The sequence below is a fragment of the Delftia sp. S65 genome (assembly GCF_016516495.1).
GTDB lineage: Bacteria > Pseudomonadota > Gammaproteobacteria > Burkholderiales > Burkholderiaceae_C > Comamonas > Comamonas acidovorans.
The window spans coordinates 15,818-35,396 of sequence record NZ_JACVUR010000045.1 but is presented as its reverse complement, the minus strand read 5'-3'; the positions used below and the strand labels follow the sequence as shown (position 1 = coordinate 35,396).

Here is a 19,579-nt window from a genome sequence, read left to right as displayed (position 1 = left end):
TGAAGCCTCCATGCTAGGAAGCGCCTTCCCTTCGGTCTTGCACGATCGTGCAGCTCAGGCCGCGCCCAGGCGCCTGAGCCAGCGTGCGGGCGGCACGCCATAGGCCATGGCGAACTGGCGCGCCATGTGGCTCTGGTCGAAGAAGCCGGCCTGTAGTGCGGCATCGGCCACGCCCTGCCCCGCCAGCAGCAGGCGCCGCACGGTGTCCAGCCGGCGCATGGTCAGGTAGCGGTAGGGGCTGGTGCCGTAGAGCGCGCGGAAGTCACGGCACAGCCGCCAGCGGTCCAGGCCGCTGGCCCGCGCCAGGTCCTCCAGGGTCACGCCCTGCACCAGCGCGTCGTGGATGCAGGCGCGGGCGCGCTCCACGGCCCCCAGGTCGGGCAGGCGCCGGACCTTGCGCCGGCCCGCCACGGCGTCCAGCGCCCATGCCAGGTCGTAGATGGCGTCGTCGCGCGCCAGCGGCTCCAGGTCTTCATCCAGGCCCTGCAGCAGCGGCAGCAGCGCGGCCTTGAGCCGCGGATCGGCAGACAGCCCGCCCTCGACAAAGGGCAAGGGCCTGCCGCCCAGCACCTGCTGGATCAGGGCCGGCTCCACATAGACCATGCGGTAGCGAAAACCTGCGTCGGTGCCCGCGTGGCCGTCATGCAATTCGTCAGGGTGCAGCACCATGGCACCGCCCGGCAGGCTGTGCCGCTGGCTGCGGCGGTAGGCAAAGCTTTGCACGCCGGACAGCGTCAGGCCCAGCGCGTAGGTGTCGTGCCTGTGGGGCGCATAGCCGTGCCCGCCGAAGTAGGCCTCGATGCGCTCCAGGCCTGCGCCCAGTTGCGAATGCCGGACCCAGTCGCTGGAGATGCTCGTTTCTGCCATGTGGGTTGGTGGTGAGGGGTGTGCAAAGCACGCCGCAGATGGTAACTGCGGGCCAGTGACCTCAAGGCGAGCAGGCTGGCTGCTCCGCGCCCGGCACGGCCTGGATTGCCGGTGCGCGGCGCATGCCCGCCGACACCACCCACCCCAGCAGCGCGATCAGTGCAGCACCCCATTCGGCCTGCTGCAGCCCCCGGGCCGTGGCCTCGCGCAGAGCATCGGGCGCAGTCATGCCGGCCAGCGGCGCCGTGGCCACCATGACCAGCAGGGCCAACCCCAGCGCCGCGCCCACTTGCTGGGCCGTGGCCGCAATGCCCGAGGCCACGCCCTGCTGCGCAGCCGCCACGCCCTGGCCGGCCACCACCCACATGGCGGTCCAGCACGCGCCCTGGCCCAGGCTGAGCACCACGAAGCCGGGCACCAGCCAGACATAGCTGCCGCCCAGCGGCAGCGCCCAGGCCATGTAGGCCAGGCCGATGGTGCCTGCGGCCCAGCCCCCCATCAGCACGGCGCGCGGTGTGGAGCGGTGCAGCCAGTGTTCGGCCCAGCGGATGCCCAGCGTGCAGACCGCCGTGGGCAGCAAAAAGGCCATGCCGGCCTGCAGCGGACTCCAGCCGAAGATCTGCTGGAAATACAGCGCCAGAAAGTAGTACTGCACGCCAAAGCTGCTCATGAAGATCATGGTCAGCAGCATGGCCGCGCGCAGGCTGGGAACGCGCAGCAGGGACAGCGGCATCAGCGGCGAGGCGATGCGCGCCTCGATGCGCCAGAACAGCGCCAGCGCCGCGATCGGCACGGCCAGCGTCCCCAACGTGGCGGCGCTGGCAAAGCCCCATTCAGGGCCTTGCACCAGGGCCGTCACCAGCAGGCTGCTGCCCACGGTCACGCTCAGGCAGCCGGCCAGATCAAAGCCCTGGCCCGGTGCGGCACGCCCGGTATGGGCCGAGGGCGGCAGAAAGCGCAGCGCTGCCATGGCACACGGCCAGGCCACGGGCACCAGCACCCACAGCACCCAGTTCCAGCCCAGTGTCTGCGTGAGCACGCCGCCCAGCAGCGCGCCGGCCGCCAGCCCGCCGGCCGACGCCATGCTCCACACGGCCAGGGCGCGGTTGCGCTCGGGCCCTGCCGCATACAAGGTGTTGATCAGCGACAGCGTGGCCGGAAACAGCAGCGCCCCGGCCACGCCCTGCCCTGCGCGGCCCAGCACCAGCTGCCAGGGCTGCGAGGCAAAGCCGCCGACCAGGGAGGCCAGGCCGAACAGCGCCATGCCCGCCACATACATGCGCCGCTTGCCCAGCAGGTCCGCGCAGCGCCCGCCCAGCAGCAGGCAGCCGCCAAAGGCCACGCTGTAGGCACTGACCACCCATTGCAGATGGTGCGCGTCCATCTGCAACTGCTGGCCCATGGCGTCGAGCGCGACGAAGACGATGGTGGCATCCAGCGCAATCAGCAGCTGGGACAGGGACAGCAGCGCCAGCGCGGCGCGCGGATGGCGCAGGGCGCCGGGGTAATCGGTCATTGGCATGGCGCCGATCCTAATTAATGCACTTGTGAAGATAAACAGCAGATTTTCATTTTTCTTATGCAAAACTGCATTAATCGAATCTGGAGACATGCCATGGATCTCAATGCCGTGCACCTGCTCATCAAGGTGGCCGAAAGCCGCAGCTTCACCCAGGCCGCCACGCTGCTGGGCACCAGCCAGCCACGCATCTCGCGCGCCGTGGCCCAGCTGGAAAAGGACCTGGGCACGCGGCTGCTGCACCGCAATACGCGCAGCGTCTCGCTCACGCCTGATGGCTGTGCGCTGGTGGACCGCTGCGCCCCGCTGATCGCCGGACTGGAAGAGGCGCGCCAGCTGGTCAGCGACCGGCGCTGCGCCCCCAGCGGCGTGCTGCGCATGACGGCGCCGTCCATGCTGGGCCGCATCGTGCTGGTGCCGCTGCTGGGGCAGTTGCTGCGCGAGCATCCGCAGCTGCAGATCGACACCAGCTTCACCGACCGCATGGTGGACATGGTGGAAGAAGGCTTTGACGCCGCCGTGCGCATCGGCCCGCTGGCCGACAGCCGCATGATTGCCCGCGCCCTGCCGCCGCTGCGCTGGGTGACCGTGGCCTCGCCCGCCTACCTGGCGGCGCGCGGCACGCCGCAGACGCTGCAGGAGCTGGCGCAGCACAACTGCATGGCCGTCTACAACCACTACCTGGGCCGGCGCGTGCCCTGGCAGTTCCTGGCGGGCAATGGCGAGATGCTGGACTGGCCTGCGCCGCAGACCGTGACCTTCGACAGCGGCGACCCGCTGGTGGAAGGCTCGCTGGGCGGCCTGGGCGTGGCCCAGGTCATGGAGTTCGCGGTGCGCGAGCACCTGCAGGCGGGCAGGCTGGTGCGGCTGCTGCCCCAGCACGAGGGCCGCGCCCGCGAACTGTCCCTGGTCTACCCGCGCACACGCCAGGCCTCGCCGCGCATCAAGGCACTGGCCCAGCTGCTGCTGGCGCAGACACAGTGGTAGGCAGGCAGGCGGGCCGCAGACGGCGTGGCGCCATGCCCACAGTGGGTTCGGATTCAGTTCCGCTTATGTGGGTGAAGGGGGATTAAACTCCTGCCTTTCCACGATGGCAGCGTTCTCGGACAATCACGCCTTTTCGTGGTGCATGCACCTTGATGGGGCCGCGACACAGCGGCTCTTTTGTTTTTCCTGTTTTGCATTCCTGCCCCCGCGCCGGCCAGCGGCCGCGCGGGATCTGATCCACCAATCGACACATCCATGGCAGCAGACAACTCCAAGAATGCCGCTCCCACCGCGCTCAGGCGCGAACTCAAGGCGCGGCATCTGTCCATGATCGCCATCGGCGGCTCCATCGGCACCGGCCTCTTCGTTGCCTCGGGCGCCACCATCTCGCAGGCCGGCCCCGGCGGCGCCCTGCTGGCCTACATGATCGTGGGCCTGATGGTCTACTTCCTCATGACCAGCCTCGGCGAAATGGCCGCGAACCTGCCCGTCTCGGGCTCGTTCGCCACCTACGGCGCGCGCTATGTGGACGAAGGCTTCGGCTTCGCGCTGGGCTGGAACTACTGGTACAACTGGGCCGTCACCATTGCCGTGGACCTGGTGGCCGCCCAGCTGGTCATGGCCTACTGGTTCCCCGACGGCAACGGCATGCTGTGGAGCGCCCTGTTCCTGGCCATCATGTTCGGCCTCAACGCCATCTCGGTCAAAGGCTTCGGCGAGGCCGAGTACTGGTTCGCCGCCATCAAGGTGACCACCGTCATCCTCTTCATCGGCGTGGGCGTGCTCATGATCCTGGGCATCGTGCGGGGCGGCGCGCCTGAAGGCGTCTGGGGCAACTTTGCCCTGTGGAGCCAGGGCGACGCGCCCTTTGCGGGCGGTTTCTCGGCGCTGATCGGCGTGGCCATGATCGTGGGCTTTTCCTTCCAGGGCACCGAACTGATCGGCATTGCCGCTGGCGAATCCGAGAACCCCGCCAAGAACGTGCCCCGCGCCGTGCGCCAGGTGTTCTGGCGCATTTTGCTGTTCTACGTCTTCGCCATTCTGGTCATCAGCCTGCTGATCCCCTACACCGATCCGCACCTGCTCAAGAATGATCTGGGCGACATCAGCGTGAGCCCCTTCACCCTGGTCTTCGAGCGCGCTGGCCTGCTGTCGGCCGCCGCCGTGATGAACGCCGTGGTGCTGACCTCGGTGCTGTCGGCCGGCAATTCGGGCATGTACGCTTCCACGCGCATGCTCTACACGCTGGCCTGCCAGCGCATGGCGCCGCGCATGTTCTCGTATGTCAACAAGCGCGGCGTGCCCACGCTGGCCCTGCTGGCCACCACCGTGGTGGCGGCCCTGTGCTTCCTGACCAACATCTTCAGCCCGCAACTGGTCTACATCTGGCTGCTGAATCTGTCGGGCATGACGGGCTTCATCGCCTGGCTGGGCATTGCCATCAGCCACTACCGCTTTCGCAAGGGCTTCGAGGCCCAGGGCCTGGACCTGAACCAGCTGCCCTACCGCGCATCCTGGTTCCCGTTCGGCCCCATCTTCGCCTTCGTGCTGTGCATGGTGATCACGCTGGGCCAGAACTACGAGGCCTTCATGGCCGACCGCATCGACTGGACCGGCGTGGTCGCCACCTACATCGGCCTGCCGCTGTTCCTGCTGATCTGGGGCGGCTACCGCCTGGTCAAGGGCACGCACATCGTGAAGTACAAGGACATGCAGCTGGGTTCCAACGTCGACTGACGCCCGGCCCAGTCCCCATGAAAAACAGCCCGCAGATGCGGGCTGTTGGCTTTCAGGCCTCTGCCGACCACACGGCCAGCTCGTAGCCGTCCGGATCGGTGAAGTGGAACCTGCGGCCACCCGGGAACGCGAACACCGCGCGGCTGATCACGGCCCCGGCCCCGGCTGCTTCCACGCGGCGCTGTGCCTCGGCCAGATCGTCGGCGTAGAGGATGACCAACGGGCCGCCGGGCCGCACCTCCTCGCCGGTGGTGAAGCCGCCCGTCAGCCGGCCATCGCTGAACTCGGTGTAGGCCGGCCCGTAGTCGGTGAAGGTCCAGCCGAAGGCCTCGCCGTAGAACGCCTTGCTGCGTGCGATGTCGGCCACGTTGAACTCGATGTTGTCGATCTGGTGGTTCTTGCCCCTGATGCCCATGTGATGCTCCATTGAATGTCGGTAGGCCGCCATCATCGGCCACGCAGGGGCACGGCATCTTGAACAAAATGGCCAGCCGGACTGCTCAATCCAGCAGCTGCGCCATGGCAGCCTGCGCCGTGATGCCGCACAGCGCCCTCACCTCGCGCGACAGATGCGCCTGGTCCGCATAGCCGACGTCCGCCGCCAGCGCCGCAAGACCTGCCTGCCGGTCAGACCGTGCCAGGGCCAGCAGGCGCTGAAAGCGCAGCACGCGCTCCAGCGTCTTGGGGCCGTAGCCAAACTGTGCGTGGCACAAGCGGCGCAGGCTGCGCTCCGGCATGTCCAGCTGCGCGCGCATGGCGGCCAGCACACCGGATTCATCCCGCCCGGCTGCAGCCGCCACATTGAACAGCTCCATGGCCTGCCGGTCCGGCGCCGGGGCGTCGCGGCCCATTTGCACCAGTCCATGGATGAACACGGCCTGCCCTGCGCCCGGCTGCGCATCGTTGATGCGATGCACCCACTCCCGCGCGCGCGGCCCCAGCAGATCGCCCAGCTCCACCGCCTGCCCCACGATCTCGTCCATGGGCAGGCCCAGCCAGGCGCTGGCCGCACCGGGGCCGAAGCGCGCCCCCCATACCTCGGACCCCGGCACCAGCGCGGGCCGCGCAGCCACCCTGTCAGGCCCCACGGCCAGCAGCCGCCCGCCCTTGCAGACGATGTCCACGCAGCCATCGGGCACCACGAGAAAGCCGCCGGCATAGTCCGGGGCCACGGTGCTGCTCCACAGGCACTGGAAGTGCGGCCGCAAGGCGGGCGGCGGGGAGTGTTCGCGGTAGGGAGCGGGCGGCGGCGCCTGGCCAGAGGGCATGGACTTCAGACCCCCAACGGCAGGTCGGCCTTCTTCAGCGTGCGCAGCACAAAGCTGGACTGGCTGTGGCGTATGCCCTTGATCTTGTAGAGCTTCTCGCGCAGCAGGCGCTCGTAGTCACGCGTGTCCTTGACGACGACGCGCAGCAGGTAGTCGTACTCGCCCGAGACCAGATGCGCCTCCACCACCTCGGGAATGGTCGCCAGCATCTCGCCGAATTTCTCCAGCGTGTTGTCCGAATGGCTGTCCAGCGTGACCTGCACCAGCACCGTATCGCCCAGGCCCAGGGCCAGCGGATTGAGCCGCACCGTGTATCCCTCGATCACCCCCGCCTCTTCCAGCTTCTTGATGCGTGCCCAGCAGGGCGAGGCGCTCAGGCCCACGGCGGCGCCGATTTCCTGCAGGCTGGCGCGCGCGTTGGCCTGCAGGGCGGAAAGAATCTTTCTGTCGAGGATGTCCATGGCCGGCAATCTACTGCAAAACAGGCAGGCGCAGAATAATTTTCTGTAGCAACGCCTGTTTTGAAGAAATAAAGCAGCATTTTCTGAGACCAAACGCGCACACTTGTCTGCATGGAAGCACGCTTACCGGCGCAGCAAAACCATTCACCCAGCCCCGCCGACTACCGCCAGCGCCCGGATGCGTGATCCAGACCAGGAGCCCGTTACAGGCCGCCCCGCTTATCCGCAGCGGGGCGGCCTGTTGCATTGGGGCACCTGGCAGACGACAGACAGCGCTTTCCCGCAATGGCCGCCGGTGCACAATGGCCCCCCGCAAGCCCGCACGGCGGACATATACGGGCGCACGCCACATCAACCAATCGGACCCTTGATCCACACCCAAGACAATCCCACCGAGGGCGGCCGGAGGCACTGGCCAACGGGTGCTGCAGCGCAATGGCTGATGCAGGTCCTGGTGCAAGCCCTGGCAGCCGCAGCGCTTCTGGCACTGCTCACCCGCTTGCTGCCCAGCCCCCAGGCCGCCCAGGGCATTGCGGTCTTTCCCGGCAGGAGCATGGCGCCGGCCGCCATGCTGCTTTACGCGTACATGGGCTCGGCCCTGGCCATCACGCTGATGAGCCTGATCCTGTGGTGCTGGCTCAGGGAAAGGCTCTACATTCTTTGCGCCGCGCTCCTGGCAGCCGGCTTTGCCTACGCCGCCTTCCGGTACCGGCCCGAAGGCCTGTGGCTGCCCGGCGCCGACCAGCCCCAGCATGCGCTGTCCATCGCCTACTGCAGCTTCTGTGTGGTGGCGACGGTGTTTTTCAGCCAATTGTTCGAGTTCCGCCGCCATTGGATCTGGGCTGCGCACCTCTTCAGCGTGGTGGCCTGGCTGAATGCCATCGCACTGGGCCTGGCACTGTTGGGTGGCTATGCGCAGATCTCGCGTGCCGTGGTGTTCACGGCCCTGGTGTCCACATCGTTCGGCGCGGTCTTCGTGCTGTACCTGCTGGTGGTTCGAAGGCAGTGGCAATACCTGCCGGGCGCGCTGGCGTTTGCGGTGCCTTCCGCCCTGGGCATCCTGAACCTGCTGAGAACCCAGGGCCTGCTGCCGGATGTTGCGCTGCCATCGGCCCAGATGCTCTGGTTTGCCGGGCGTGTTTCCGAGGCCATCCTGCTGGGAATGGCGGTGACCAACCGCACGCGGGTGGCGGAGCGCGCCCTGCGCAGTGAGCGGATGCAGGCCCTGTCACGCGCCCAGGCTGCCGAGCGCGAGCTGGAATCCAAGGTCCTGCAGCGCACCGCACAGCTGCAAACGGCCCAGCAGGCCTTGCAGACGGCCTTGCACAGCGAGCGCGAGATGCGGCTGGAACAGCGCCAGTTCTTCAACATGATCAACCACGAGTTCCGCACCCCGCTCACCATCGTGGACGGCGCCGCGACCGAGCTGCAGACGTTCCCGACGACGGACGCGGACTCCCTCTTCGAGCAGGCGTCCCAGATACGCAGGGCCTCGCGCCGGCTGATGACCCTGGTGGACACCTGCCTGATCAGCGACCGGCTGGACGCGGGCGCGTTCCGGCTGCAACTGGAGCAGACGCCATTGGATGAACTCCTGGAGGAGTCTGCAGAGCTCGTCGGCTGGTCCCGGCGGCATCGCCTGAAACTGGATCTGGAACACGGCCCGCAGCAATGGCAATGCGACCCTGTCCTGGTGCGCATCGCCATCTCCAACCTTGTCGGCAACGCCATCAAATATGCCAAGGCGGGCGACATCACACTGGCCGCCCGCTGCGATGCGTCCGGTGACCTGCTGATTTCCGTCAGCGACCAGGGACCGGGCCTTGCGCCCGAAGCGGCAGGACAGGTTTTCGAGCCCTATGAACGCGCAAGCGCCACCCGGCACCTCAACGGGCATGGCCTGGGCCTGTCCGTGGTGAGGCGCATCGCCAGGCTGCACGCAGGCGACGCGTTCTTCCAGCCGGCTGCCGGAGGCGGGGCCTGCTTTGTCATCCGGCTGGGCCGGTTCCTGCCCGGCACGGCAGATGCCCGCCAGGAACGTCCGCCAGCGGCAAGGCCGGCCGCCGTGCCGCCGGGCATGCCTGCCTGACGCGGGCAAGGCCGGGGCCTTCGCCGCTGAAGCAGGGCGTGCTCGCGGCGCTCATGGAGCCGCCGCTGCACGGGCCGTCCCGCCCTGCACCACCAGCAGCACGCCACCCAGGATCAAGGCCACGCCGGCCAGGCGCGTCGCATTGACCGGCCGAGCACCCAGGCCCATCAGGCCGAAATGGTCCACCAGCACCGAGACCACGATCTGCCCCGCCACCACGCAAACCAGGAAGCCGCCCGCGCCCAGCTTGGGTGTCACGGCGGCCGCACTGGCCACATAGATGGCACCCAGCACACCGCCTATCCATAGCCACCATGGCCCCGCTGCCGCCTGGGCCATGGCCGGAGCGGGCGCGCGCAGCACCCACAGTGCAGGCACCACGACCATGACGCTCACGGCCAGCGAGACCAGCGCGCCCCACAGCGGGTGGCCCAGCAGGCGGCCCACCAGGGCATTGCTGGCAGCCTGGAATGGCAGCATGGCCCCCGCCAGCAGCGCCAGGGCCACGGGAGCAAGGGCGGTGAATGTGCTTTTACCTGTCATGCAGCAAGACCTTTCTTCTTCTGTCAATCGATGCCTGCATGCTCTCGCATCCAGCGTGTTGATGGAAATCGTTTGTGTGCACGGTCTATATTCATGGCATGGATGAACTGCGCCGGATCGACCTCAACCTGCTGCTGGCCCTGCACGCCCTGCTGGCCGAAAAACATGTGACGCGTGCGGCCCTGCGTCTGCACAAGAGCCAGCCGGCCATGAGCCATTCGCTGGCGCAGCTGCGCGAGCATCTGGGCGACCCGTTGCTGGTGCGGCGCGGTGGCCGCATGGCGCTGACGGCACGCGCGCAAGGCCTGGTGCAACCGCTGGCGGATGCGCTGGGCAGCCTCAACGGCTTGCTGGCACAGGCGGAGTTCGACCCGGCCCACGCACGCGGACGGCTGCGGCTGGCGCTGTCGGACTACGCATCGCGCATCGTGCTGCCGCCGCTGATGCGGCATCTGCGCCAGCACGCACCCGGGCTGGACCTGGCCATCAGCCAGTCCACGCGCGAGGTGATGCTGGCCCAGCTGGCCGATGGCGAACTGGACCTGGCCCTGGGGCCCTTCCCCGACGCACCCGACCTGCCCGAAGGCATCGAGGTGCAGGATCTGTTCCAGGAACAATTCGTGAGCGTGGCCGACCAGGCCGTGCTGCCGGCACGCGGCGGGCTGTCACTGCAGGACTGGCTGCAGCGCCCGCACGTCATGCTGGCCATGCGGCCCGACGCCAGCGAGGAAATCGAGAAGGCGCTGGCCGCCCAAGGCCTGAGCCGCCGCGTGGTGCTGGCCCTGCCCCACTGGAGCGCGGCGCTGGAGGTGCTGGCAGGCACCGACCTCGTGCTGACCGTGGGCAGCCGCGCCATTGGCGACCTGCGCCGCCACAAAACGCTGCGCCGTTTCGCTCCGCCGCTGGAGCTGCCCGAGTTCGCCTACCAGCAGGCCTGGCATGTGCGCAAGCAGGGGGATGCCATGCATCGGTGGCTGCGCAACTCGATGGCGCAGTGCTGTACTGCGCAGAAGTAAACGCAGGCCGCAGCCTCAGGCTGCCACCACCACCCGCAGCAACTGCTTCTGTATCTTCCCGCTGGCCGTCTTGGGCAGGGCCTCGCGGAAGTGGTAGCGGCGCGGGCGCTTGTAGGCGGCCAGGCGGTCGCCGTGGACCAGGAAGGCGTCCAGCGCCTCGGCCGTGGGCGTGGCGCCAGGCTTGGCAACCACGTGGGCGGCGACGATCTGGCCCCAGCGCTCATCAGCCTCGCCGATGACGGCAACTTCGAGCACATCGGCGTGCTCGACCAGGGCGTCTTCCACTTCGCGGGGATAGACGTTCTCGGCACCCGAATTGATCATGTAGTCGATGCGGTCACGGATCCACAGATAGCCGTCGTCGTCGATGTGGCCCAGGTCGCCCGTGTGGTACCAGCCGTGCGCCAGCGCGCGGGTGTTGGCGTCGGGGCGGTTGAGGTAGCCGGCCATCATGCAGGGGCCGCGCACCAGGATCTCGCCCACCTCGCCGGGCAGGCAGGCCTCAGCCGGATCGGTGGGGGCGTTGTCTTCGCGCAGGCGCGCCACGATGAGGTCATGGCCCATGGAGGGCAGCCCGGCCGAGCCCGCGTGCGAGAGTTGTTCGCGCGGCAGGAGGATGGACATGCAGGGGCCCATCTCGGTGGTGCCGTAGACCTGGACCAGGTCGCTGCCGACCTTGCGTGTCCATTCGCGGATCAGGTGCGGCGCCATGGAGGCGCCGCCGTACTCCACCAGCCGCAGCGCGGGCGCCTGCTCAGGCGAGGCGATGGGGTCGGCCAGCAGCATGGTGACCATGGTGGGCGCCGCGAAGAAGAAGCTCACGCGCTCTTCGCGGATCAGGCGCCAGGCCTCGGTCACGTCAAAGCGGCGCAGCAACACCTGGGTGGCCCCGGCCTGCAGGCGCGGCAAAAAGCTGGTGTGCAGCTCGGCCGTGTGGTTGAGCGGCGCCATGGCCAGGCCCACGTCGTCGCGCGTGAACTGCATGGTCTGGTGCATGAGGGCGTTGTGCGCCAGCTTGCTGCGGTGCGTATGCAGCACGCCCTTGGGCCGGCCCGTGGTGCCGCTGGTGTACATGAGGATGCAGGGGTCGCTCTCGCGCACATGGGCCTGGGGCGGCGCGCTGCTGCGGCCCCTGGCCAGTGCGGACAGGCGCTGCGTGGCCCAGACCGGCAGCGGGTCGGCCGGGGCATCGTCGGCAAAGATCCAGTGCTCGATGCCCGTGCCAGTGCCGCCGCCTTCGGCCTTGAGCAGGGCCTGGGCGCGTGCGGCCACCTCTCCGCCCTCTTGCTCGAACACCAGGGCGCGCGCTGCGCCGTCCTTGAGGATGAAGGCCAGTTCCTGCGCCGCCAGCCGGTAGTTGATGGGGTTGAAGATGGCGCCCAGGCGCGCGGCCGCCAGCATGGTGAAGACAAAGGCCGGCGTGTTGTAGAGAAAGGCCGCGACCACGTCGCCATGGCCTATGCCCAGCTCGGCCAGGCCGTGGGCGTGGCGGTTGACTTCGGCATCGAGCTGGGCGTAGGTCCAGGCGCGGCGCTCGCCGCCCTCCCAAGCGACCAGGGCTTCCTTGTTCGGCAGGTAACGTGCCGGCCAGGCCAATGTGTCTCCCAGCGTCTGCTGCATGTGCGCTTCTTCCTTCTCGCTCACGAGATTTCATATATCGATGCATCTCAATGTAGGAGATTTTTTAGACAGTTATGCAATTTGCAAATGCATCCATGCAGGCAAGCGCATGGAGCTGCGGCCGGCCCGCGGAAATCCCGAAGCCGCACGGGCGCTGGCCGCAGCTAGAATGCGCCGGTCAGGAGAGAGTGCCCGCCCGGCCGCAATGGTCACAGGCAGCGGCACCGCCGAAGGCGCAGGGTTCGTCCCGAACGCTCAGGCAAAAGGACTGGCACCGCCTGCCGCCACGGCCGCAGGCGTTCCTAGCTGGAGAGAGATGCAGGGCACGGCGGCGTGCCCCATCCACCGAAGGAGCAAGCCCCACGCATGGAAGGTGCGGGTGAATCTCTCAGGTAAAGCGGACAGCAGGGCAGGACATCCCGGGATTCCGGGATGGCGTTGTGCCTTGCCCCTTGCCGAAAAGAGAGTCCCTCCTTGACCGCTGCCTCCACCACCGATCTGCTCAAGACCCCGCTGTTCGACCTGCACCAGGAACTGGGCGCGCGCATGGTGCCGTTTGCCGGCTACTCCATGCCCGTGCAATACCCGCAGGGGCTGATGGCCGAGCACCTGCACACCCGCGAGGCGGCAGGCCTGTTCGATGTCTCGCACATGGGCCAGATCAGCCTGCGCGGCCCGGATGCCGGCGCGGCGCTGGAATCGCTGCTGCCCATGGACGTGCTGGGCCTGGGCGAACACCGCCAGCGCTACGGCCTGCTGCTCAACGACGCGGGCGGCATTCTGGACGACCTGATGTTCGTGCGCCGCGAGGACGACCTGTTCCTGATCGTCAACGGCGCCTGCAAGCACGAAGACCTGGCGCACATAGAGGCCCGCATCGGCCAGCGCTGTGAAATCGAGCCCCAGTTCGACCGGGGCCTGCTGGCGCTGCAGGGCCCGCAGGCAGCAGCCGCCATGGAGCGCCTGCTGCCCGACACGGCCGGGCTGGTGTTCATGACGGGCGGCCACTTCGACTGGGAAGGCGCCGAGCTGTACATCACGCGCAGCGGCTATACCGGCGAGGACGGCTTCGAGATCTCCTTGCCCGCCAGCCACGCCGAGGCCTTTGCCCGTGCCCTGCTGGCCCAGCCCGAAGTCAGGCCCGTGGGCCTGGGCGCGCGCAATTCGCTGCGCCTGGAAGCCGGCCTGTGCCTGTACGGCAACGATCTGGACACGACCACCACCCCGGCCGAGGCCGCCCTGAACTGGGCCGTGCAGAAGGTCCGCCGCATTGGTGGCGAGCGCGAAGGCGGCTTTCCCGGCGCGGCCACCGTGCTGGCCCAGCTGCAGTTGCCCGAGCTGCTCACGCGCAAGCGCGTGGGCCTGGTGGCCCTGGAGCGCGTACCCGTGCGCGAAGGCACGGAACTGCTGGATGCCAGCGGCCGCAAGGTCGGCCAGGTCACCAGCGGCCTGCTGTCGCCCACGCTGAACCAGCCCGTGGCCCTGGCGTACGTGGAGCCGGGCAGCGCCGCCGTCGGCACCACGCTGCAGGCCATGGTGCGCGGCAAGGCCGTGCCCATGCAGGTGCAGGCCACGCCCTTCGTGGCGCCCCGCTATCACCGCGGTTGAGGACAGCCTGCGCGCTTGGCGTGGATCGAGTTCGGCGGATTCGTTTTTCCTGCCATCGCATGCCGCTACAGTGCGCACTGACCTTTCTCAAACCGCCTTTCACAGGTTTCTTTTCAGTTTCTATCGGAGCAAGCCATGAGCATCCAGTATTCCAAGGACCACGAATGGATCAACGCCGCCAACCCTGACGCGGCCATCGTCGGCATCACCCTCCACGCGCAGGATGCGCTGGGCGACGTGGTGTTCGTCGATCTGCCCGCCGTGGGCACCAGCTTCAACCAGGGCGATGTGGCCGGCGTGGTCGAGTCCGTCAAGGCCGCCGCCGATGTCTACATGCCCGTCAGCGGCGAGATCGTCGAAGTCAACGAAGCCCTGCGCGACGACCCCTCCCTGGCCAACAGCGACCCGCTGGGCGAAGGCTGGTTCTTCAAGGTCAAGCTCAGCGACGCAGGCCAGCTGGCCGCGCTGCTCGACGAAGCCGCCTACACGGCCTTCGCACAGAGCAACTGACGCCACTTTCCGGCCAGGACGGGCGCCAGGGCCCGCCCTGGCGCTTTTCAGCTTTTGAGACAGGTCCCTCCATGCTGATGTCCTCCACCCAGCCCCTTGCCGCCCTCGAGAACGCCACCGAATTCGTGGCCCGCCATATCGGCATTGCGCCCGAAGACGAGGCCCACATGCTCAGCGCCATCGGCGCGGCATCGCGCGATGCGCTGATCGACGCCATCGTCCCGCCCTCCATCCGGCGCCACCAGCCCATGGCGCTGCCGCCAGCGGCCACCGAGGCCCAGGCACTGGCCGAACTCAAGGCGCTGGCAGGCCGCAACCAGCTGCTCAAAAGCTTCATCGGCCAGGGCTACTACGGCACGCACACGCCCGGCGTCATCCTGCGCAACATTCTGGAGAACCCCGCCTGGTACACGGCCTACACGCCCTACCAGGCCGAGATCTCGCAAGGCCGCATGGAGGCCCTGGTCAACTTCCAGACCATGGTCTGCGACCTGACGGCCATGCCGATTGCCAACGCCTCCATGCTGGACGAGGCCACGGCGGCCGCCGAGGCCATGACGCTGGCCAAGCGCTCCGTCAAAAGCAAGAGCAACCGTTTCGTGGTGGCGGGCGATGCCCACCCGCAGACCATCGAAGTCATCCAGACGCGCGCCGCGCCGCTGGGCATCGAGGTGCTGCTGGCCAACTCGCTGGAAGAATGGAACCAGCTGATGGAGGGCGACTACTTCGCCGTGCTGGCCCAGTACCCCGCCACCAGCGGCCGCATCGACGATCTGCGCGCCGACGTGGACAAGGCCCATGGCAAGCAGGCCGCCTTCATCGTGGCCACCGACCTGCTGGCGCTGACGCTGATCACGCCGCCGGGCGAATGGGGTGCCGACATCGTGGTGGGCACCACCCAGCGCTTTGGCATGCCCATGGGCGCGGGCGGCCCGCATGCCGCCTTCATGGCCTGCCGCGACGAGTTCAAGCGCTCCCTGCCCGGCCGCCTGGTCGGCGTGAGCGTGGACGTGCATGGCAAGCCCGCCTACCGCCTGGCACTGCAGACGCGCGAGCAGCACATCCGCCGCGAGAAGGCCACCTCCAACATCTGCACGGCCCAGGTGCTGCCCGCCGTGGTGGCCAGCATGTATGCCGTCTACCACGGCCCCGAGGGCCTGGAGCGCATCGCCCGCCGCGTGGCCTCGTACACGGCCATCCTGGCGCGCGGCCTGGCCGAGCTGGGCGCGCCGCTGCGCGAGGTGCCCAGCTTCGACACGCTGAGCCTGCACACGGGTGCGGCCACGCAGGCCATCGTGGAGCGTGCCGTGTCCCTGGGCGCCAACCTGCGCGTGTATTTCAAGGAATACCTGTGCATCTCGCTGGACGAGACCACCACGCGCGCCGATGTCGAGCTGCTGTGGAAGATCTTCGCCCGGGACGGCCAGGCCCTGCCCAGCTTCGCCGCCTTCGAAAAGGGCGTGGAGCCGCTGATCCCTGACGGCCTGCGCCGCAGCAGCGATTTCCTCACGCACCCGGTGTTCAACACCCACCGCTCCGAGACCGCCATGCTGCGCTACATCCGCCAGCTGTCGGACAAGGACCTGGCGCTGGACCGCAGCATGATCCCGCTGGGCTCCTGCACCATGAAGCTCAACGCCACCAGCGAGATGATTCCCATCACCTGGCCCGAGTTCGCCCAGGTGCACCCCTTTGCCCCGGCCGACCAGCAGCAGGGCTATGCGGAACTGGACAAGCAGCTGCGCGACTGGCTGTGCCAGGCCACGGGCTACGCCGGCATCAGCCTGCAGCCCAATGCCGGCAGCCAGGGCGAGTACGCGGGCCTGCTGGCCATCAAGGGCTGGCATGCGAGCCGGGGCCAGTCGCACCGCAACGTCTGCCTGATTCCCAGCAGCGCCCACGGCACCAACCCCGCCAGCGCGCAGATGGTGGGCATGCAGGTGGTGGTCACCGCCTGCGATGCCAACGGCAACGTCGACATGGCGGACCTGGCGGCCAAGTGCGAGCAGCACAGTGCCAACCTGGCCTGCATCATGATCACCTACCCCAGCACGCACGGCGTGTTCGAGACCCAGGTCAAAGAGCTGTGCAAGCTGGTGCATGACCACGGCGGCCGCGTCTACGTGGACGGCGCCAACATGAATGCCCTGGTGGGCCTGGCCGCGCCGGGCAGCTTCGGCGGCGATGTCAGCCACCTGAACCTGCACAAGACCTTCTGCATTCCGCACGGCGGCGGCGGCCCGGGCGTGGGCCCCGTCTGCGTGGTCGAGGACCTCGTCCCCTTCCTGCCCGGCCATGCCACGGCGGGCCTTGCGGGCGGCACGGGTGCCATCAGCGCCGCGCCGCTGGGCAATGCGGCCGTGCTGCCCATCAGCTGGATGTACATCCGCATGATGGGCGCCCAGGGCCTGACCCTGGCCACCGAGACCGCCATCCTCAGCGCCAACTACATCAGCGCCCGGCTGCGCGACCACTACCCCACGCTGTACGCGGGCGAGCACGGCCATGTGGCGCACGAGTGCATCCTGGACCTGCGCCAGTTCAAGGAAAGCACGGGCGTCATGGCCGAGGACGTGGCCAAGCGCCTGATCGACTACGGCTTCCATGCGCCCACGCTGTCCTTCCCCGTGCCCAACACGCTGATGGTGGAGCCCACCGAAAGCGAAAGCCTGTACGAGCTGGACCGCTTCGTGGACGCGATGATCGCCATCCGCGAGGAAATCCGCGCCATCGAGCAGGGCCGCCTGCCCCAGGACGACAACCCGCTCAAGAACGCGCCGCACACGGCCGAGACGCTGCTGGCCTCGGAATGGGCCCACCCCTACAGCCGCGAGGCCGCTGCCTACCCGGTGGCCGCCCTGCGCCAGTCCAAGTACTGGTGCCCGGTGGGCCGTGTGGACAACGTCTACGGCGACCGCAACCTGTACTGCAGCTGCATCCCCGTGGACGCTTACCTGAGCTGAAGCACCTGCCACCGAAAGGGGCGCTTGTGGCGCCCCGCCTGGCGCGCGTACACTGCGGCCCTGCCCGCGCCGGGCTCCGGTAATCTGCCGGACGCCGGGCGCGGGCCACCAGGATTTGTGCGGCATGTGCCGCTTTCCCCAGCGCCAGCCCGCGATGAGCAGCCCAGACCATTCCGATCCGCCTCGCGACGACGAGCACCTGCCCCTGCATGCGCTGCTGGCGCCCGGCGCCGACCTGCCCCCCGTCGAACGCTTTCCCCTCTTCCAGCCCGAAGACGACCCGCTGCAGGCCCTGGTGGCCGAGCTGCGCAACTACCAGCGCGAACTGGAAATCCAGAACCGCGTGCTGGACTACAGCCAGGCCGTGGCCGAAAGCGCCTCCGAGCGCTTCGAGGCCCTGTTCGCCAGCATTCCCCTGCCCCTGCTGGTGGTGGACGAGCACGACATGGTGGTGCAGGCCAACGCCATGGCGCACAGCGCCTTCCAGCCCTCCGAGCATGACCGGCTGCTGGTGAACTTCGCGCCCTTCGTGCACCCGGACGACGCCGAGCGCGTGCGCGAGACCTTCTCCGCCGCACGCGAGCTGGGCCGCACCGAGGCCCACGAGGTCTGCTTCGAGATCACCGAGCAGCACCAGCTGCGCGCCGACCTGCACGTGGCCTGCATCGCCATCCCCCAGCAAAGCGGCCCGCCCATTGCCCAGTACCTGTGCGCCGTGGTGGACCAGGGCCCGCTGCTGGCCGAGCGCCTGGCGCTGCAGCAGCGCAACCACCAGCTGTTCCTGAGCGAGCGGCGGCTGGAATCGGTCATCAACTCGGCGCTGGACGCCATCATCTGCCTGGACTCGGACCAGCGCATCACCGTCTTCAATCCCACGGCCGCCGCCCTGTTCCTGTGCCCGCCGCACGACGCGCTGGGCAGTCCGCTGGAGCGTTTCCTGCCCGATGCGGCACAGGCCCTGTCCTTTGCACCGTTGACCACGCAGGCCGTACTGGGCGAGATGACGGCGCGCACGGCCAGCGGCCGCGAGATTCCGGTCGAGGTCAGTGTCTCCTTCGAGCACCACAGCGGCGGCGAGACCACCACCGTGTTCGCGCGCGACCTCACCAGCCGCAAGAAGGCCGAGGCCCAGCGCAACGAGCTGGAAGACCAGCTGCGCGAATCGCACAAGATGCAGGCCCTGGGCACCATGGCCGGCGGCATTGCGCACGACTTCAACAACATCGTGGGCGCCATCCTGGGCAACGTGGAGCTGGCCAAGGCCGACTGCGGCGGCAATGCCGCAGCCATCGAAAGCCTGCAGGAGATCGAAAAGGCCGGCCGCCGCGCGCGCGACCTGGTGCGCCAGATCCTGACCTTCAGCCGCAACGAGCCACCCCAGCGCAAGCCCGTGCAGGCGCGCGAAGTCATGGGCGATACGGCGCGGCTGCTGCGCGTGACCCTGCCGCCCGCCGTGGAACTGCAGGTGCATGTGCCGCCGCAGCTGCCCCCCATGCTGGCCGACGCCATGCAGGTGGAGCAGGCCCTGTTCAACCTGTGCACCAACGCCATGCACGCCCTGGGTGAGCGGCGCGGCCTGATCCAGATGGACGCCGACCTGGTGCGCCCCGACCAGCGCCTGTGCGAGCGCCTGGGCCTGCCGCCCGTCAGCTACGTGGCGCTGTCGGTGCAGGACAACGGCCCCGGCATGGATGCGCGCACGCTGCAGCGCATCTTCGAGCCCTTCTTCACCACCAAGCCCGTGGGCCAGGGAACGGGCCTGGGCCTGCCCGTGGTGCACGGCGTCATGCGCAACCACGGCGGCGCCGTGGACGTGTACAGCATTCCAGGGCAAGGCAGCCGCTTCACGCTGTACTTTCCCCCGGCCGACGCCCTGGCGCCCGCCGAGTACGCACCACCCCAGGCGCCCGCAGCCGAAACGCCGCCCAGCCTGCCGGAGCCGCTGGCAGCCGCAGAAACCCCGACCGGCCCGCAGTTCGCCCTGCTGCCCGACCCGCAGGCCGCACAGCAGCATGTGATGTACGTGGACGACGACCAGGCCCTGGTCTTCCTCGTGCAGCGCCTGCTGCGCCGTCGCGGCTACCAGGTCAGCGGCTTCACCGATCCGCACGAGGCCACCGAGGCGCTGCGCGCCGCCCCCCAGGACTACGACCTGCTGGTCACCGACTACAACATGCCCGGCTACAGCGGCATTGACCTGGTGTATGAGGCGCTGTCCATCCAGCCCCTGCTGCCCATCGCCCTGGCCTCGGGCTACATCACCGCCGAGATCGAGCAGGCCGCCATGGCCGCTGGCGCCCGGGCCCTGGTGCACAAGCCCAATGACGTGGAGGAGCTGTGCGCCACCGTGCACAGGCTCCTGAATGAACGGTGAGCGGCTCAAGCGCTGAA

Annotated in this window: 15 protein-coding genes and 2 riboswitches; of the genes, 8 read left to right on the top strand and 7 right to left on the bottom strand. The window is 68.5% G+C overall.

The features are described 5' to 3' along the window. Positions 1–54: 54 nt before the first annotated feature. Positions 55–867, bottom strand: coding sequence for an AraC family transcriptional regulator (locus IAE24_RS25340; protein WP_199960983.1), 813 nt, complete (start codon positions 865–867; stop codon positions 55–57). Positions 868–928: 61 nt separating this feature from the next. Next, on the bottom strand, positions 929–2,389 hold the full coding sequence (locus tag IAE24_RS25335) for an MFS transporter (protein WP_199960982.1): 1,461 nt from the start codon (positions 2,387–2,389) through the stop codon (positions 929–931). A gap of 93 nt (positions 2,390–2,482) precedes the next feature. Between IAE24_RS25335 and IAE24_RS25330 the strand changes: the two genes are divergently transcribed. Continuing rightward, on the top strand, positions 2,483–3,373 hold the full coding sequence (locus IAE24_RS25330; protein WP_199960981.1) for a LysR family transcriptional regulator: 891 nt from the start codon (positions 2,483–2,485) through the stop codon (positions 3,371–3,373). Between the two features lie 255 nt (positions 3,374–3,628). Then, positions 3,629–5,110, top strand: coding sequence for an amino acid permease (locus IAE24_RS25325; protein WP_013801947.1), 1,482 nt, complete (start codon positions 3,629–3,631; stop codon positions 5,108–5,110). 52 nt (positions 5,111–5,162) lie between these two features. On the opposite strand, the gene IAE24_RS25320 is transcribed toward IAE24_RS25325, so the two are convergent. The 3 genes from IAE24_RS25320 to IAE24_RS25310 form a co-directional block, all read right to left on the bottom strand. After that, a complete protein-coding gene (locus IAE24_RS25320; RefSeq protein WP_199960980.1) occupies positions 5,163–5,525 on the bottom strand; it encodes a VOC family protein in 363 nt (120 codons plus the stop codon). Positions 5,526–5,610: 85 nt separating this feature from the next. Next, positions 5,611–6,378 carry a helix-turn-helix domain-containing protein gene (locus tag IAE24_RS25315; RefSeq protein WP_199960979.1) on the bottom strand — a complete coding sequence of 256 codons (768 nt, stop codon included), beginning with the start codon at positions 6,376–6,378 and terminating at the stop codon, positions 5,611–5,613. A 5-nt stretch (positions 6,379–6,383) separates the two neighbouring features. Continuing rightward, on the bottom strand, positions 6,384–6,839 hold the full coding sequence (locus IAE24_RS25310; protein WP_012206124.1) for an Lrp/AsnC family transcriptional regulator: 456 nt from the start codon (positions 6,837–6,839) through the stop codon (positions 6,384–6,386). Positions 6,840–7,206: 367 nt separating this feature from the next. Here IAE24_RS25310 and IAE24_RS25305 point away from each other — a divergent pair, with 367 nt between their 5' ends. Then, complete coding sequence (locus IAE24_RS25305) at positions 7,207–8,928, top strand: sensor histidine kinase (protein WP_442778743.1); 1,722 nt, start codon at positions 7,207–7,209, stop codon at positions 8,926–8,928. 51 nt (positions 8,929–8,979) lie between these two features. Here IAE24_RS25305 and IAE24_RS25300 read toward each other — a convergent pair whose 3' ends face one another. After that, positions 8,980–9,471: a DMT family transporter gene (locus IAE24_RS25300; RefSeq protein ID WP_099750705.1), complete on the bottom strand. Its 492-nt coding sequence runs from the start codon at positions 9,469–9,471 to the stop codon at positions 8,980–8,982. 98 nt (positions 9,472–9,569) lie between these two features. Here IAE24_RS25300 and IAE24_RS25295 point away from each other — a divergent pair, with 98 nt between their 5' ends. After that, the gene (locus IAE24_RS25295) at positions 9,570–10,487 is read left to right on the top strand and encodes a LysR family transcriptional regulator (protein WP_199960978.1); all 918 of its coding nucleotides are present in this window, start codon (positions 9,570–9,572) and stop codon (positions 10,485–10,487) included. A 15-nt stretch (positions 10,488–10,502) separates the two neighbouring features. Here IAE24_RS25295 and IAE24_RS25290 read toward each other — a convergent pair whose 3' ends face one another. Beyond that, positions 10,503–12,107 carry a fatty acid--CoA ligase gene (locus IAE24_RS25290; RefSeq protein WP_199960977.1) on the bottom strand — a complete coding sequence of 535 codons (1,605 nt, stop codon included), beginning with the start codon at positions 12,105–12,107 and terminating at the stop codon, positions 10,503–10,505. 169 nt (positions 12,108–12,276) lie between these two features. Then, positions 12,277–12,388, top strand: a riboswitch (glycine riboswitch). 15 nt (positions 12,389–12,403) lie between these two features. After that, positions 12,404–12,522: riboswitch (glycine riboswitch) on the top strand. A gap of 59 nt (positions 12,523–12,581) precedes the next feature. Here IAE24_RS25290 and gcvT point away from each other — a divergent pair. From gcvT to IAE24_RS25270, 4 genes are all read left to right on the top strand, one after another. Then, positions 12,582–13,715: a glycine cleavage system aminomethyltransferase GcvT gene (gcvT, locus tag IAE24_RS25285; protein WP_442778742.1), complete on the top strand. Its 1,134-nt coding sequence runs from the start codon at positions 12,582–12,584 to the stop codon at positions 13,713–13,715. A gap of 135 nt (positions 13,716–13,850) precedes the next feature. Continuing rightward, the gene (gene gcvH, locus IAE24_RS25280; protein ID WP_012206130.1) at positions 13,851–14,225 is read left to right on the top strand and encodes a glycine cleavage system protein GcvH; all 375 of its coding nucleotides are present in this window, start codon (positions 13,851–13,853) and stop codon (positions 14,223–14,225) included. Positions 14,226–14,296: 71 nt separating this feature from the next. Next, positions 14,297–17,188, top strand: a complete 2,892-nt coding sequence (gene gcvP, locus IAE24_RS25275) for an aminomethyl-transferring glycine dehydrogenase (protein WP_199960975.1) — start codon at positions 14,297–14,299, stop codon at positions 17,186–17,188. A 154-nt stretch (positions 17,189–17,342) separates the two neighbouring features. After that, positions 17,343–19,562: a PAS domain-containing hybrid sensor histidine kinase/response regulator gene (locus IAE24_RS25270; RefSeq protein ID WP_199961025.1), complete on the top strand. Its 2,220-nt coding sequence runs from the start codon at positions 17,343–17,345 to the stop codon at positions 19,560–19,562. Positions 19,563–19,579: the final 17 nt, after the last annotated feature.

Bases quoted from the DNA above. Each gene is read 5' to 3' on its own strand.
- IAE24_RS25335 (WP_199960982.1), bottom strand. From the start codon at position 2,389: ATGCCAATGACCGATTACCCCGGCGCCCTGCGCCATCCGCGCGCCGCG.
- IAE24_RS25320 (WP_199960980.1), bottom strand. From the start codon at position 5,525: ATGGGCATCAGGGGCAAGAACCACCAGATCGACAACATCGAGTTCAAC.
- IAE24_RS25310 (WP_012206124.1), bottom strand. From the start codon at position 6,839: ATGGACATCCTCGACAGAAAGATTCTTTCCGCCCTGCAGGCCAACGCG.
- IAE24_RS25340 (WP_199960983.1), bottom strand. From the start codon at position 867: ATGGCAGAAACGAGCATCTCCAGCGACTGGGTCCGGCATTCGCAACTG.
- IAE24_RS25325 (WP_013801947.1), top strand. From the start codon at position 3,629: ATGGCAGCAGACAACTCCAAGAATGCCGCTCCCACCGCGCTCAGGCGC.
- IAE24_RS25315 (WP_199960979.1), bottom strand. From the start codon at position 6,378: ATGCCCTCTGGCCAGGCGCCGCCGCCCGCTCCCTACCGCGAACACTCC.
- IAE24_RS25295 (WP_199960978.1), top strand. From the start codon at position 9,570: ATGGATGAACTGCGCCGGATCGACCTCAACCTGCTGCTGGCCCTGCAC.
- IAE24_RS25300 (WP_099750705.1), bottom strand. From the start codon at position 9,471: ATGACAGGTAAAAGCACATTCACCGCCCTTGCTCCCGTGGCCCTGGCG.
- IAE24_RS25270 (WP_199961025.1), top strand. From the start codon at position 17,343: ATGAGCAGCCCAGACCATTCCGATCCGCCTCGCGACGACGAGCACCTG.
- gcvH (WP_012206130.1), top strand. From the start codon at position 13,851: ATGAGCATCCAGTATTCCAAGGACCACGAATGGATCAACGCCGCCAAC.
- IAE24_RS25290 (WP_199960977.1), bottom strand. From the start codon at position 12,107: ATGCAGCAGACGCTGGGAGACACATTGGCCTGGCCGGCACGTTACCTG.
- IAE24_RS25330 (WP_199960981.1), top strand. From the start codon at position 2,483: ATGGATCTCAATGCCGTGCACCTGCTCATCAAGGTGGCCGAAAGCCGC.
- gcvP (WP_199960975.1), top strand. From the start codon at position 14,297: ATGCTGATGTCCTCCACCCAGCCCCTTGCCGCCCTCGAGAACGCCACC.